A 13,805-nucleotide genomic window follows, 5' to 3' on the forward strand; every position below is an offset into this window, starting at 1 on the left:
TGTGGTGACACACACCTCGCCAGGAGGTCCTCGTCTATATCAAGCTCATCGAGCCGTGTCGCCGTCACCAACGTCCATGGTCACTACAGCTAGCGCCCCCGCCCGGAGCGCTGCGGGAGGCCGCCCAGGAGGCGCGGCTCCTGGTGGTGGGGGCCGCGCACCCCGCGTTCGGCTCGGTCGCGCAGTGGCTGCTGTACAACGCGGTCTGCCCGATCGCGGTGGTGCCGCTCCGCGAGGACGAGAGGGCCGAAGGTCCCTGATTCCCGCGGACCCTCGACCCTCCTGCGCGGCGTGCGGGCAGGCGAGGCTTGACTCGACCAGGCAGGAACCCTGAAGGGGAGTTCTCCATGAACGATGAGCCGATCACTGGTGTGGTCGTTGGCTACGACGGTTCCACCGGCGGTGTGCAGGCCCTGGAGTGGGCCGCCGCCGAGGCCCGCACCCGGGGCCTGCCCCTGACCGTGCTCCACGTGTGGGACGTCTACGTCGGGGGCCCGATCGCCATGCCGGTCGTCGACCTGCGGGCGGTGGCCGAGGAGAACCTCAACAACGGGGTCGAGCACGCCCGGAAGGCGGCGCCGGAGCTGAGCGTGCGGGGAGTGCTGGCGCGGGGGCAGGCGGCCGCCCGGCTGATCGAGGCCGGACACGGCGCGGACATGATCGTGCTCGGCCCGCGGGGGCTCGGCGGGTTCGTCGGGCTGGTGCTCGGCTCCGTCGGCGCGCAGGTGGCCGCGCACGCGCCCTGCCCGGTCGTGATCGTCCGGGGCGACCTCGTCCCGCCGCCGGAGCAGGCGCACGGGCACGTCGTCGTGGGCGTGGACGGTTCGCCGGCGTCGCGCGAGGCGCTGGCGCTGGCCTTCGCCGAGGCCGGCGCGCACGGCTGGGACGTGCACGCGGTCGTCGCCTGGGAGGCGGTGCCCGAGAAGGACGTCCCTCCGCTGGTGGACGAGACCGGGATGCGGGACGCCGCCGCGGCCAGGCTGGCCCGGCTGATGATCCCGGCGCGTGAGCTCCACCCCGACGTGAAGGTCGAGGTCGACATCGTGACCGGGCCGCCGCGCGAGGTGCTGATGAACGCCGCGGAGGAGGCGCGCCTGCTCGTCGTCGGCTCGCGGGGCCTCGGCGGCTTCCGCGGCCTGCTGCTCGGATCGGTCAGCCACGCCCTGATCCACCACGCGCCCTGCCCGGTCGCGGTCGTCCACGCGACCTGAGCGCGGGCGCGCCCGGTCCCCGCGCACGGGCTCCGCGGGGCCGCCGACGGCGACCCCGCGGACGTGCCGGTCAGTGCCCCGGGGCTTTCTCGTGCTCCGCCGGCGTCACCGGCGCGGGCGCGTGCTCGGGGCGCGGGGTGCGCAGGGTGACGGCGGCCAGCGCCGCGCCCGCGAGCGCGACCAGTCCCGCGCCGGCGAACGCCGCCGAGAAGCCGTCGGTGAGCGCGGGCAGGTCGCCGGGCCGGTCGGCGCCGAAGGAGGCGGCGATGGCGGTCATCGCGGCCAGGCCGAGGGCCGAGCCGACCTGGTAGCTGGTGTTGACGATGCCGGACGCCAGCCCGCCCTCCTCCGGGCGGGCGGCCGACAGCGCGGTGCCCAGGGACGGGATGAAGGCCAGCGACATGCCCAGCGCGGCCACCAGCGACGCGGGCAGGACGTCCACCCAGTAGTTCCCGTCCGGGCGGATCAGCGCCAGCCAGCCCATGCCGGCGGCCAGCACCAGCAGCCCGGTGACGATGGAGGCCTTGGGGCCGAGGCGCCCCAGGGCCCGCGGCGCCAGGACGATCATCCCGAGCATGATCAGCGCGGTCATCGGGACCAGCGCGGCCCCGGAGGGGAAGGCGCTGTAGCCGAGGACCCGCTGCAGGTAGAGGTTCAGGAAGAACCACATCGGGATCCACGCGCCGCCGAGCAGGAGCTGGGCGAGGTTCGCGGCGCCCAGGTTCGGCGCCCGGAAGATCGACAGCGGCATCAGCGGGGCGCGGCGGGACGCCTGGACGGCCAGGAACGCGCCGAGCAGGACGAGTCCTCCGGCCAGCACGGTCCAGGTCGACGCCGCGTCCCAGCCGACCTCGGGGGCGCGGACGACGGCGAAGACGACGGCGCCGAGCCCGGCCGTCACGGTCAGCGCGCCGACCACGTCCACCGAGCCGCGGGCGCCCCCTCTGCCCCCGGGCATCAGCGCCGGCGCGGCGGCCAGCGCCAGCACGGCGATGGGGATGTTGATGTAGAAGACCCACGGCCAGGCCGCGTACTCGGTGATGACGCCCCCGAGGAACACCCCGGCGGTGCCCCCGGCGGGAGCCGCGGCGCCGTAGAGCGACAGCGCCTTGGTCAGCTCGCGGGGCTCGGAGCCGAACAGCATCATCAGCAGGGTGAGCGCGGCGGGCGCGATGAGCGCGGCGCCGACGCCCTGCAGGGCGCGGCCGGTCAGTTCGACGCCGACGGTGCCGGCGGCCCCGGCCACCGCGGAGCCGGCGAGCAGGACCACCCAGCCGGCCGAGAAGAGCCGGCGGGCGCCGAACAGGTCCGACAGCCGGCCGCCGAGCAGGAGCAGGCCGCCGAAGGCGACGACGTAGGCGTTGAACACCCAGGACAGGTTCTGCTGGGAGAAGCCCAGGTCGTCCTGGATGCGGGGCAGCGCCACCCCGATGATCGAGGTGTCCATGATCACCATGAACTGGGCGGTCGCGATGAGTGCCAGGGCCCACCACCGGCGGGCGGCGGGCGGCACGGAACGAGCGGACATGTCCCCTCCTATGTACCCCTAGGGGGTATCAACGATTCGGGCTTACCCTAGGGGGGTATACCCGAAACCGCAAGGCATGGGGGATTGGAGCGAACGTGGTCTAGGGCACTCTCCGCGGACGATCCCTTGTCGTTACGGGGTAGGGGTACCTGGGGCGCCGCCTCGGCGGACGGGCGTGCGGGCCGGCGCGAACCGGCGGTCGAGGCCGGTGAGCCGCAGGATCTTCGCCATCTGCGGGCGGGGACCGGTCAGGGTGACGGCGCCGCCGTGGCGGCGCGCCAGCTCGTCGGCGGCGACGAGCGCGGCGAGGCCCCGCGCGTCGCAGAAGATCAGGCCGGAGACGTCGATGACGACGTCGGGCCCCCGCTCGCCGATCAGCCTCGCCAGCTCGATGCCGAACGCGGCGGACGAGGCGATGTCCAGCTCGCCGCGGGCCGTCACCCGCGCCGGCCCGCCGTCCCCGCCGTCGATCATGGTGACGAGCTCCCCGAACGCTTCCCGCCGGATCCTTCGCGTCTGCATGCCTTCCCCCTAGGCCTTTCCCGAATGCCCCCAAGACTCCTTTGCCGGACGGTCCGCCACCAGGGACCTAGGTCCCCGCGTCCCGCCGCCGAGGTCCGCCGGGCCCCGGCGGCTCCGCGCGGCGTACCCCGGCCGCGCGGCGATCGTCGAGGCCCACGCCTCGACCCGCGGCCAGTCGCGGTAGTCGCCGTACCGGCATCCGAGCGCCTTGAAGAGCAGATGCCCGAGCAGGGAGGTGTGTTCGCGGAGGAAGACGCCCGAGAACAGGCGGTGGTCGACGGCCGTGACCCTCGTCCGGAGCTCGTCCCGCACGAGGCCCTCCTCCTTGGCGCCGAAGTGCCGCCACGGGCCGCGCAGGGCCGCGGGCGCCCCGACGCTGAAAAGCCACACCGGCCGGATCGCCAGGACGTCGCGCTCGCGCGCGAGGAAGTCGAGCGCCTCGGGCAGCCACGTGCGGTCGTGGATCGCGCTGCCGAGCACGAACATCTCGTAGGCTCCGGCGTCCTCCACCCCGGCCATGGAGCGGACGTCGGCCTGGAGCCCCCGCTCGGCCAGCACCGTGCCGATCCGTCCGGCGATGCTCCGCGTGGAGCCGTGTGCACTGGCGTATCCCACCAAGACGGTCACTTTCCTCACCTCCGGCGGTGTCCTGCCTTCAGCCTCGGCCCTGGCGGCGCCCCTCCCCAGAGTCGAACGTCCCGGCTCGGCCGCCGGATGGTCAGGGCCCTGCCGGGTCGTGCACGTCGGCGAGGACGAAGTAGTTCTCCTCCTCCTGGGCGAAGTGCAGGCGGAGCACCGCGTAGAGCTCCTGCACGGTCCGCCGCAGGTCGCCGGCGGGCTCCGGAGCCTCGGGCGCGGCGCGGAGCTCCGCCGTCAGCGCGCCGATCCGGCGCGCCAGCTCGGCGATCTCGGTGTGCCCGCGGCTCATCGCCCCCGTGGGGTCGGAGCCGCCGAGGACGCGCGCGACCGCCGGGTAGAGCAGCCTCTCGTCCTTGCGCTCGTGCGCCTCCAGGTCCGCCAGGAACCCCGACAGCGCGTCCATGGCGGCGTCCCGGTCCTGCCCGGCGGGGCCGGCCGCCGCGTCCGCCAGGGCGGGGAGCCGCTCGATCCGCGGCCACAGCGCCCGGTGCTCCTCGTCCAGCCGCCGGACGAGTTCGGCCTCGTCACCGCGAAGGCGCGGCGCCCGGTCGCGGCCCGGGCCCAGCACGCGCAGGGCGGACAGGATCGCCGCCACGTCGATGCCCTCCTGGAGCAGCGCCCCCGCCGCCGGGGTCAGGAACCCGAGCGCCGCGACGACCATCGCGGCCAGCGCCAGCCCCATCCCGACGAGGACGCTCTGGCGCGCGACCGACCGGGTGCGCCGCGCGATCGCGAGGGTCTCGGCCAGCCGCTCCAGCCGGTCCACGGTGACGACCACGTCGGCCGCCTCGGACGAGGCCGTCGCGCCGCGGGCGCCGAGCGCGACGCCGACGCCCGCCGCCGCCAGCGCGGGCGCGTCGTTGACCCCGTCGCCGACCATCACGGTCGGCGCGCGGGCGCTCTCGTCCCGGGCGATCTCGACCTTCCCGGCCGGCGACAGCCCGGCGTGCACGGTGTCGGCCCCCACGAGCCGGCCGATCGGCCCGGCGACGTCCGCGCGGTCGCCGGTCACCATCACCGCCCGGCCGATCCCCGCCCGGCGCAGCAGCCGGAACGTCCGCGCCGCGTCCGGCCGCACGCGGTCGCGCAGCAGCAGGACGGCCGCGAGCCGCCCGTCCACGCCGACGAACACGGTGATCGCGCCGCGGGCGGCGGCCCGGCCGCGGACCCGGTCCAGCCACGCCGGGTCCGCCCGCCCCGCCCAGCTCGCCTTGCCGACGCTCACCCGGTGGCCGTCGACGGTGCCCTGCACGCCCTGCCCGGCGCGCTCGACGACGTCCTCCGGCGCGGTGAGGCGCAGCCCGCGCTCGCGGGCGCCGCGGACGATCGCCGAGGCGAGCACGTGCGGGGACACCTGGTCGAGCGAGGCCGCGAGCAGCAGCGGGTCCTCACGGCGGCCCGGGTCGGCGGCGATGATCTCGGTGAGCGCGGGACGCCCCGTGGTGACGGTGCCGGTCTTGTCGAACAGCAGCACCCGGGCCTGCGCGAGCCGCTCCAGCGTGCCGCCGCCCTTCACCACCACGCCCCGCCGCGCGCACCGCGACAGGCCGGAGACGAAGGCGATGGGCGCCGCGAGGATCAGAGGGCAGGGAGTGGCGACGACCAGCACCGCCACCGCCCGCACGGGGTCGGCGGCGGCGATCCACGCCGCTCCGGCCAGCAGCAGGGTGGCGGGGATGAACAGGGCCGAGTACCGGTCGGCCATCCGGATGAACGGCGCGTTCTCGGCCGCGGCCTCCTCGGCGAGCCGGACGATGCCGGCGTAGGTGCTGGACCGGGCGTCGTTGGTGGCGCGCAGCTCGAAGGGGTCTCCGGCGTTGACCGTCCCGCCGCGCACCGCGTCCCCGGCGGGCCGCTCCACCGGCAGCGACTCCCCGGTCAGCGTGGACTCGTCCAGCACCGCCGCCCCGCGCTCGACCAGCCCGTCCACCGGCACGGTCTCCCCGGCGCGGACCAGCAGCAGCTCGCCCGGCCGCACCTCGGAGACGTCGACGGTGTCCAGGCCGGTGCCGGTCCGGCGGTGCGCCACCCGGGGCGCGAGCGACAGCAGCGCGCCGAGGTCGCGGCGGGCGCGCCGCCCGGCCCGCTCCTCCAGCAGCCGGCCCCCGGTGAGCATCACGGCGATGACTGCGCCCGCGAAGGGCTCGCCGACCGCGATCGTCCCGGCCAGCGCGAGGACGGCGATCACGTCGCTGCCGAACCTGCGGTGCAGGAGCCCGTCCACGACCCACCACACGGCGGGGCAGAGCGCGACCGCCGTCGTCAGCACCCAGACCAGGTCCCCGGCGCCGGCGCCCACCGACCAGCGCAGCGCGGCGCCCGCCGCCAGCCCGGCGCCGGTCAGCGCGAAGAGCAGCTCGTGAGCGTTCCGCGTGAACGCGGCCCTTACCGCCATATCCACACCGCCATACCCACCTCGCCGCCTGCGCGGAGTCCGTGCCGTCCACGCTTCCACGCCGCGGCCGGGGGTCTCAGGGGCGGTCGGCTCGTGGCCGGGGGGACGAGAGGGTGCCTGACATGGGGACCTTCGTCCCTAGGGCCGCCCCCGGCCCGCGATGGAGCGTGGAAAGGAGCGGCCGTGCCGCTGTGCCCGCGGGGTCGCGTCGAAGGAAGCGACAGCCGCTGAGCCGGGAGGAGAACCGATGTCCGAGCCGATCGTCGTCGGGACCGATGGTTCCGACGAGGCGGCGGGCGCCCTCGACTGGGCCGCCGCCGAAGCCGCCTCGCGTGAGCGCCCCCTGCACATCGTCCACGCCGTGGAGAGCTGGCCCTACAAGACGCCGCTGTTCGCGCCGCCCGAGACCGCCGAGCGCCTGACCCGCGCGGGGCGCACGCTCCTGGCGGCCGCGCGCGAGCGCGTCAAGGAGCGGTGGCCGGACCTGGAGATCACGACCGAGCTGGTGGCTGAGGAGGCGTGGCAGGCCCTGCGGGCGCAGTCGGAGAAGGCGTTCGAGCTCGTGGTGGCCAGCCGCGGCCGGGGCGGGTTCTCCAGCCTGATGCTGGGGTCCACGAGCCTTCGCCTGGCCGGCCACTCCGCGGTGCCGGTGGTGATCGTGCGCGACGGCGGCGCGGACCGCGGCGACGTCGTGGTGGGGATCGACCTGGCCCGGCAGATGGATCCGGTCCTCGACTACGCCTTCGAGGCCGCCGCGCTCCACGGCGCCCGGCTCCGCATCGTCCACGCGTGGCAGACGTTCGCGACGCTGATCGAGGCGGGCTATGCCGTCGACGCGGACCAGATCGAGGACGATCTTCGCAAGGAGGTCGTCGCGGCCTACCAGCCCGTCCGGCGCACGCACCCGGGGGTCGAGGTCGCCGACGACATCGTGCTGGAGCACCCGGTGACCGCGCTGGCCAACGCCTCGCAGAGCGCCCGCCTGCTGGTGGTGGGCGCCCACGACCGGCGCTGGAGCGCTCCGCAGCTCGGGTCGACCTGCCACGGGGTCATCCACCACGCGCAGTGCCCCGTCGCGGTCGTTCCCGCCCACTGACCCCGTGCCGATCCCGTCGGCGGTTCCTTCCGCCGACGGGACCGGCATGTCCACGCGGGGTCTCAGGCAGGGGCGGGGCTGCCCCGGCTGAGCCGGGTCCGGCGCATCATCCGCTGGAGGTCCTCGGTGGTGACGATCCCGAGCAGGTGGTGGTCGGCGGCGACCGCCGCGACGAGGTCGCCCGCGACGGGGGCCATCTGGAGCAGGGCGTCCACGGGCTGCTCCGGGCCGACGACCCGGTCCGGTCCGAGCGGGACGCTCAGATCGCCGAGGGTGACGCCGGTGTCCGGCTCCGGGACGCGGGCCAGCCGGTCGACCGTGACGGCGCCGACGGGGTCGCCGGACACGCCCACGACCGGGAACACCGTCTGGCGGGACCGCACCGCCACGTCCTGGACGAACGCGGACGCGGGCTGCCAGGCCCAGCCGTGGTCGGGATCGCGCGTCATGACCTCGGCGACCCGGAGGTCCTTCGCGGCCTCGCGGAGATCGGTGTAGCGCGCCTCCGCCCGCGCCGAGCTGGAGATGAACCAGCCGATCACGGCCAGCCACAGCCCGTTGAACCAGCTCCACAGCAGCAGCGTCAGCAGCCCGGCGCCGATCATGGTCTGGCCGAGCACCATCCCGGCGCGCTGGGCGCTGCGGGTCGCGCTCGCGCGGTTCCCGCTCCGGCCCCACAGCAGCGCGCGCAGGATGCGCCCGCCGTCCAGCGGGGCTCCGGGGAGCAGGTTGAACACCGCGATCAGGATGTTGGTCGCCGCCAGCCAGCTCAGCGAGGCGGTGACGATGACGGGGGCGCCCAGCGCGTGCCCGGCGGCCCAGGCCCCGGCGAACACCCCCCCGGCCAGCGCGCTGGTCAGCGGGCCGACCCCGGCGATCTGGAGGTCGGCGCGGGCGGTGGCGGGTTCGCCGTCCAGTTCCGCGAGACCGCCCAGCGCCCACAGCGTGATCGAGGCGACCCCCACGCCGTGGCGGCGGGCGACCAGCGCGTGCGCGATCTCGTGCGCGGCCAGCGAGGCCATGAACAGCACCGCGGCCAGCGCGGCCGCCGCCCAGCGCACGCCGGGCGGCGCGCCCGGGGCTGCCGTGGGCAGGACCGAGCGCCCGAGGATCTCGGCGATCAACAGCATGATCACCAGAACCGACCAGTGCATTCCGACCGGGATCCCGCGGAAGGTGCCGAATCTGAACGTCTGCTTCATCGCGAGCCTCCTACCGACGCCACCAGGCTCGCGCGAGGGCCCGCCCACCGGTCAGGGGCGAATTGCTCATATTTATGGGTCTTTGGACCCCTCGGGGCGATGGGGGCCCTCCCCGGCGGCCTCGGTGCGCAGGGCCGCGACCTCGACGGTCAGGTCGATGCCGACCGGGCACCAGACGATGCACCGCCCGCAGCCCACGCAGCCGGAGGAACCGAACTGGTCGTGCCACGTGCCGAGCTTGTGGGTGAGCCACTGGCGGTAGCGGCTGTTGGCGGACGCCCGGACGTCGCCCCCGTGCAGATGGGTGAAGTCCGGATCGAAGCAGGAGTCCCAGAGCTGCCAGCGTTCGGCGTGGTCGCCGGTCAGGTCGGTGGTGTCGGTGACCCTCGTGCAGAAGCAGGTCGGGCACACCATCGTGCAGTTGCCGCAGCTCAGGCAGCGTTCGGCCACCTCGTCCCAGCGGTCGGCCTCCAGCGTCCCGGCCATGAGCTCGCGCAGCCCGAGAGCGGGCATCTCCCGGCCCATCCGGCCGGCCGCCGCCGCCACCTCCGCGCGGGCGCGGTCGACGTCGGCGGTTTCGGCGGGGGCGGAGCCGAGGTCGTCCATCAGGGCGGCGCCCGCCTCGGTGGCGACGTCGACGACGTAGCGGACGCCGCCGTCGCCGGCCAGCTCGGTGAGCGCGAGGTCGTACCCGGGGCCCGCCTGCGGGCCGGTTCCCATGGAGGTGCAGAAGCACGTCCCGCCGGGCTCGGTGCAGTTGACGGCGATGACGAAGTTGTCATGCCGCCGCGCTGCGTAGGAGGGGTCGACGTGGCGGCCGCCCATGAGCACGCGGTCCTGGATCGCTATCGCGCGCAGATCGCATGGCCGGACGCCGAGCAGCGCGAGCCGGGCCGGTTCGGGCGGCTGCTCCTGGACCTGGAACCCGTCCCGCGTCCGGTCCGCCTCCCAGAGCTTGACCCTTGACCGGTGCAGGAACGGCTTCCAGGACTGCGGCCCGGCCGCGTGCGCGAAGGCCGCGCCGTCCTCCCGCCGGCGCAGCCGGTAGCCGCCCGCGCGGAGCGTGACGCCCCAGCCGTGGGGCAGGCGGTCGGCCGAGTCGAGTTCGGCGAGGACGATCGCGTCGTCGCGCACGGTCGGCCCGATGACGGTGTAGCCCGCCTGCCGCAGCGCCTCGCAGAGCGGGCGGAGACTCCTCAGTTCCAGCGCGGCCGGGCCGCCGGGCCCCGGTGCGTCCGTCGGAGCGGTCATCCGTCTTCCCTTCCTGTCCTGTCATCCGCCGGGAGCGCCGTCCCGCCCGGGGACGCGAGCGCGCCGGCCAGGCGGTCGGCGACCGCGCCGACCGCGGCGGCGACGCTCGGGGTCAGCCCCTCGCCGAACCCGAAGTCGTCTCCCTCGATCGCGATCACGCGGAGCCGGGCGGGCATCTGGCCCACGGCCCGCCCGAGCGCGACGGCGTCGCCGAGACCGAGGGCGTGATCGGTGACCGGCCGCGTGGGAAGCGCCGCGGTCTCGGCGTCCAGTTCGCGGACCCTGCCGGGGGTGGGCGGGTCGGCGCGCACGGCGTCCACGACGATCGCGAGGTCGGCGTCCGCCCACAGGGCGACGAGCCTCGCGGGCTCGCCGTCGGTGACGGCGAGCCCGGCCCCGACCCGGCCGCGGAGCGCCTCGACCACGGCGGGTCCGGCGCCGTCGTCGCGGCGCAGGTCGTTGCCGACGCCGATCACGATGGTCACGAGCGCTCCACGGTCAGGTCGAGGAAGTGGGTGGAGCAGGAGATGCAGGGGTCGTAGTTGCGGATCGCCTGCTCGCAGCGCCGGGTCAGGGCCTCGTCGTCGAGGTGGAGGCGGGCCGCGACGAAGCGGCGCAGGTCGTCCTCGATGGCCGCCTGGTTCTGCGACGTCGGCGGGACGATCCGGGCGGCCCGGATGAGCCCGTCCGGGCCCAGGTCGTAGCGGTGGTAGAGCAGGCCGCGCGGGGCCTCGGTGACGCCGTGGCCGGTGCCCTCCCGCGGCGGCACCGGCACGGCCGGACGGGCCGGCGGCTCGTAGCCGGCGATGAGCCGCAGTGCCTCGTCCGCCGCGTAGACGACCTCGACGGCGCGGACCAGGATGCTGCGGAACGGGTTGCGGCACTCGGCGCCGAGCCCGGCCCGGTCCGCGGCCTCCAGCGCGAGCGGGGAGAGCCGGTCGCGGTTCAGGGAGTAGCGGGCCAGGGGGCCGGTCAGGTAGCGGCCGCCGTCGGTGAAGCGCGCGTGCAGCGCGGTCGAGTGCGGGACCTGCTCCTCGACGACGTGGCGCTCGAACTCGGCGGCGGGGAAGACGCGTCCCGTGCCGCCGCGGACGACGCCGCGCTCCAGGGGGTAGCGGTCGGCCGACAGCGCGAGGAACTCGTGGCCGTGGTCGAAGTCGGGGAACTCGAAGCCCGCCGCCCACTCCACGGTGGCCAGGGCGTCGTCGCGCGCCTCCCGCAGCGTCTCGGCGAGCGGGGCCAGCTCGGCGGGCGCCGGGGTCCGGTAGAACCCCCCGACCCGGACGTTCACGGGGTGGATCGCGCGGCCGCCGAGGAACTCCATGAGCGCGTTCCCCGCCTTCTTCAACCGCAGCCCCCGCTCCACGGCGGCGCGGTGGTCGCGGGCCAGTTCGACCGCGCCGGGATAGCCGAGGAAGTCCGGTGCGTGCAGCAGGTAGATGTGCAGGGCATGGCTCTCGATCCACTCGCCGCAGTAGAGCAGCCGGCGCAGCTCGCCGAGCGCGCCGTCCACGCTCACGCCGCAGGCGGCCTCGACGGCCTCGCAGGCGCTCATCTGGTAGGCGACCGGGCAGATCCCGCAGATCCGGGCGGTGATGTCGGGCGGCTCGGTGTGGGCGCGGCCGCGCAGGAAGGCCTCGAAGAACCGCGGCGGCTCGTAGATGTCGAGCCGCACCTCCTCGACGTCCGGGCCGCGCACGCGGACGTACAGCGCACCCTCGCCCTCGACCCGCGCGAGGGCCCCGACGGTCAGCGTCCTCTCATTGCGGTGCGTCATCGCCGCGTCCCTCGGCCGGGGCCTCCTCGCGGAAGGCGGTGACGTTGAAGGTGGACAGCACGCGGTGCGCCTCGCCCTCGGTCATGTCGAGCCACGGCAGCAGCCCGCGCGTGTTGGGCCGCCCCTCGCCCCACGCGGGGGACGGGCCGAAGCAGCCGTAGCAGCCCCGCGCGTACGCGGGGCAGATCGCGCCGCAGCCCGCGTGGGTGATCGGGCCCAGGCACGGCGTGCCGCGGGCGACCATGACGCACACGTTCCCGCGGATCTTGCACTCGAAGCAGACGCTGTGGGACGGGACGTCGGGCGTGCGGTCGGCCAGGTGCGCCGCCAGCACCTCCAGGAGCTGGCGGCGGTCGATCGGGCATCCCCGCAGCTCGAAGTCCACGGGGACGTGCGCGGCGATCGGGGTGGACCGCGCGAGCGTGGCGACGTACTCGGGCCGCGCGTAGACGACCGAGGCGAACTCCTCGACGTCGGCGAAGTCGCGCAGCGCCTGGATCCCCCCGGCGGTCGCGCACGCGCCGATCGTGACCAGCTTCCGTGAGACGGCCCGCACGTGCCGGATGCGGTCCAGATCCGCCGGCGTCGTGATCGACCCCTCGACCAGCGACACGTCGTAGGGCCCGTCCCCGGCGGCGCTCGACGCCTCCAGGAAGTGCGCGATCTCGATCTCGCCGGTGAGCGCGAGCAGTTCGTCCTCGCAGTCCAGGAGGGTGAGCTGGCAGCCGTCGCAGGAGGCGAACTTCCACACGGCCAGCGTCGGTCGTCCCATGGCTACAGCTCCCTGACGGTCATCAGCGCGGCGGCACGCGGGTAGGGCACGACGGGCCCGTCCCGGCAGACCAGCAGCGGGCCGAGCTGGCAGTGCCCGCACCAGCCGACCCCGCACCGCATGCTGCGCTCCAGGGAGAGCCGGACGTTCCCGGCGGGCACCCCCAGCTCGGTGAGCGCCCGCGCGGTGAGCCGCATCATGATCTCCGGCCCGCAGACGAACGCGGCGGCCCGGGCGGGGTCGACGTCCGCGGCGCCCGCCAGGGCCGTGATCACGCCGACCTGGCCGGTCCAGCCCGGGGCCGGCCGGTCCACGGTCACCTCGACCTGGGCCCCGCGCTCCCGCCAGGCGTCCAGTTCCCCGCGGAACAGCAGGTCGCCGGGGGTGCGGGCGCCGACCAGGACCGCGATGCGGCCGAAGGCGTCCCGGTCGGCCAGGGCCCGCAGCACCACCGGCCGCAGCGGGGCCAGGCCGATCCCGCCCCCCGCCACGACCAGGTCGTGCCCGCGGGCCTCGTCCAGTCCCCAGCCGGCCCCGAACGGGCCCCGAAGCCCGAGGACCTGGCCGGGCCGCGCCGCGCACACGGCCCGGGTGACCGCCCCCACGGCTCGGACCGTGTGCTCCAGCACCCCCGAGGCGGGCGTCCCATCGAACGGCCCTGTCCGGCTGACGGAGATCGGCGCCTCGCCCACACCGAACGCGTACATCATCGTGAACTGGCCCGGCGCCGGCTCGGGGATCGGCGCCCCGACGGGCTCCAGCGCGAGCGTCACCGTGTCGGCGGTCTCCGCGCGCCGGGCGGTCACGCGGTAGGGGACGGGGACCATGGGGCCGTACGCGGCCGCCGGGGTCATGCCCGCTGCTCCGGGTGCGCGTACAGGTCCAGGACGCGGACCCGGGTGGCTTCGAGACGGTCCAGCAGCACGGCGGCGAACCGCAGGGTCAGGTCGTAGCCGAGCCGGAGGTCCGCGGCGCACAGTTCCCGGACCTCGGTCCCGTCGAACCGCAGGGTCCGCACCGGCTCCAGGGAGACGGCGCCGAACCTCCAGACGTGCGGAGGGAACATCCACGACCAGCCCAGCACCGAGGAGGCCGGCAGCGTCTCCACCACCACCGCGCCCCGTCCGGGCACCTGGAGGTCGAGGGCGACCGTCCCGGAACGCAGCAGCCAGAAGTGCTCGGCGGCCCAGCCCTCCTCGAAGAAGCGGTGCCCGGCCGGGACGTCCACCGCGCGGGCGGTGGCGGCCAGGGCCGCGCGGTGCCGTTCGGGCATGCCGCCGAAGAACCGCTCCCCGGCCAGCGCGTCGCCCGTGACGCCGTTCCCTGCCCCCACCTGCTGTGACCTGCCCTTACGGCGGCCAGCGCATACCGCGTGAACGGTCAAGAACAGGCGCGGACCGGCCGCGGCGAAG

At 75.4% G+C, this 13,805-nt stretch carries 13 protein-coding genes; 2 read left to right on the forward strand and 11 right to left on the reverse strand.

The features are described 5' to 3' along the window. The first annotated feature begins 347 nt into the window (after positions 1-347). Positions 348-1,211: a universal stress protein gene (locus tag AB0C84_RS27500; protein ID WP_361071924.1), complete on the forward strand. Its 864-nt coding sequence runs from the start codon at positions 348-350 to the stop codon at positions 1,209-1,211. A 70-nt stretch (positions 1,212-1,281) separates the two neighbouring features. Here the strand turns inward: AB0C84_RS27500 and AB0C84_RS27505 are convergent, their stop codons facing one another. The 4 genes from AB0C84_RS27505 to AB0C84_RS27520 form a co-directional block, all read right to left on the reverse strand. After that, a complete protein-coding gene (locus tag AB0C84_RS27505; protein WP_361071927.1) occupies positions 1,282-2,739 on the reverse strand; it encodes an MFS transporter in 1,458 nt (485 codons plus the stop codon). Between the two features lie 132 nt (positions 2,740-2,871). Further along, positions 2,872-3,261, reverse strand: a complete 390-nt coding sequence (locus AB0C84_RS27510) for an STAS domain-containing protein (RefSeq protein ID WP_361071930.1) — start codon at positions 3,259-3,261, stop codon at positions 2,872-2,874. A 9-nt stretch (positions 3,262-3,270) separates the two neighbouring features. Further along, entirely contained in the window at positions 3,271-3,888 is a 618-nt protein-coding gene (locus tag AB0C84_RS27515) for a flavodoxin domain-containing protein (RefSeq protein WP_361071933.1), read from the reverse strand. A gap of 91 nt (positions 3,889-3,979) precedes the next feature. Next, positions 3,980-6,295, reverse strand: coding sequence for a heavy metal translocating P-type ATPase (locus AB0C84_RS27520; protein ID WP_361071936.1), 2,316 nt, complete (start codon positions 6,293-6,295; stop codon positions 3,980-3,982). Between the two features lie 247 nt (positions 6,296-6,542). Between AB0C84_RS27520 and AB0C84_RS27525 the strand changes: the two genes are divergently transcribed. Continuing rightward, entirely contained in the window at positions 6,543-7,391 is an 849-nt protein-coding gene (locus AB0C84_RS27525; RefSeq protein WP_258941660.1) for a universal stress protein, read from the forward strand. Between the two features lie 62 nt (positions 7,392-7,453). Here AB0C84_RS27525 and AB0C84_RS27530 read toward each other — a convergent pair whose 3' ends face one another. The 7 genes from AB0C84_RS27530 to AB0C84_RS27560 form a co-directional block, all read right to left on the reverse strand. Beyond that, complete coding sequence (locus AB0C84_RS27530) at positions 7,454-8,593, reverse strand: site-2 protease family protein (protein ID WP_258941661.1); 1,140 nt, start codon at positions 8,591-8,593, stop codon at positions 7,454-7,456. A gap of 72 nt (positions 8,594-8,665) precedes the next feature. Further along, the gene (locus tag AB0C84_RS27535) at positions 8,666-9,844 is read right to left on the reverse strand and encodes a 4Fe-4S dicluster domain-containing protein (protein ID WP_361071940.1); all 1,179 of its coding nucleotides are present in this window, start codon (positions 9,842-9,844) and stop codon (positions 8,666-8,668) included. Beyond that, positions 9,841-10,329: a hydrogenase maturation protease gene (locus AB0C84_RS27540; RefSeq protein ID WP_361071943.1), complete on the reverse strand. Its 489-nt coding sequence runs from the start codon at positions 10,327-10,329 to the stop codon at positions 9,841-9,843. Before AB0C84_RS27540 ends, AB0C84_RS27535 begins: the two co-directional genes overlap by 4 nt. Then, positions 10,326-11,621 (reverse strand): nickel-dependent hydrogenase large subunit, encoded by a 1,296-nt coding sequence (locus tag AB0C84_RS27545; RefSeq protein ID WP_361071946.1) that lies wholly within the window; start codon positions 11,619-11,621, stop codon positions 10,326-10,328. The genes AB0C84_RS27540 and AB0C84_RS27545 overlap by 4 nt, the downstream gene beginning before the upstream one ends. After that, positions 11,605-12,393 (reverse strand): oxidoreductase, encoded by a 789-nt coding sequence (locus AB0C84_RS27550; RefSeq protein ID WP_361071949.1) that lies wholly within the window; start codon positions 12,391-12,393, stop codon positions 11,605-11,607. Before AB0C84_RS27550 ends, AB0C84_RS27545 begins: the two co-directional genes overlap by 17 nt. 2 nt (positions 12,394-12,395) lie before the next feature. Next, positions 12,396-13,247: an FAD/NAD(P)-binding protein gene (locus tag AB0C84_RS27555; RefSeq protein ID WP_361071951.1), complete on the reverse strand. Its 852-nt coding sequence runs from the start codon at positions 13,245-13,247 to the stop codon at positions 12,396-12,398. Continuing rightward, positions 13,244-13,726, reverse strand: coding sequence for a cyclic nucleotide-binding domain-containing protein (locus AB0C84_RS27560; protein ID WP_361071954.1), 483 nt, complete (start codon positions 13,724-13,726; stop codon positions 13,244-13,246). Before AB0C84_RS27560 ends, AB0C84_RS27555 begins: the two co-directional genes overlap by 4 nt. Positions 13,727-13,805: the final 79 nt, after the last annotated feature.

Source organism: Actinomadura sp. NPDC048955, assembly GCF_040649435.1.
GTDB classification, from domain to species: Bacteria; Actinomycetota; Actinomycetes; order Streptosporangiales; family Streptosporangiaceae; genus Spirillospora; species Spirillospora luteofluorescens.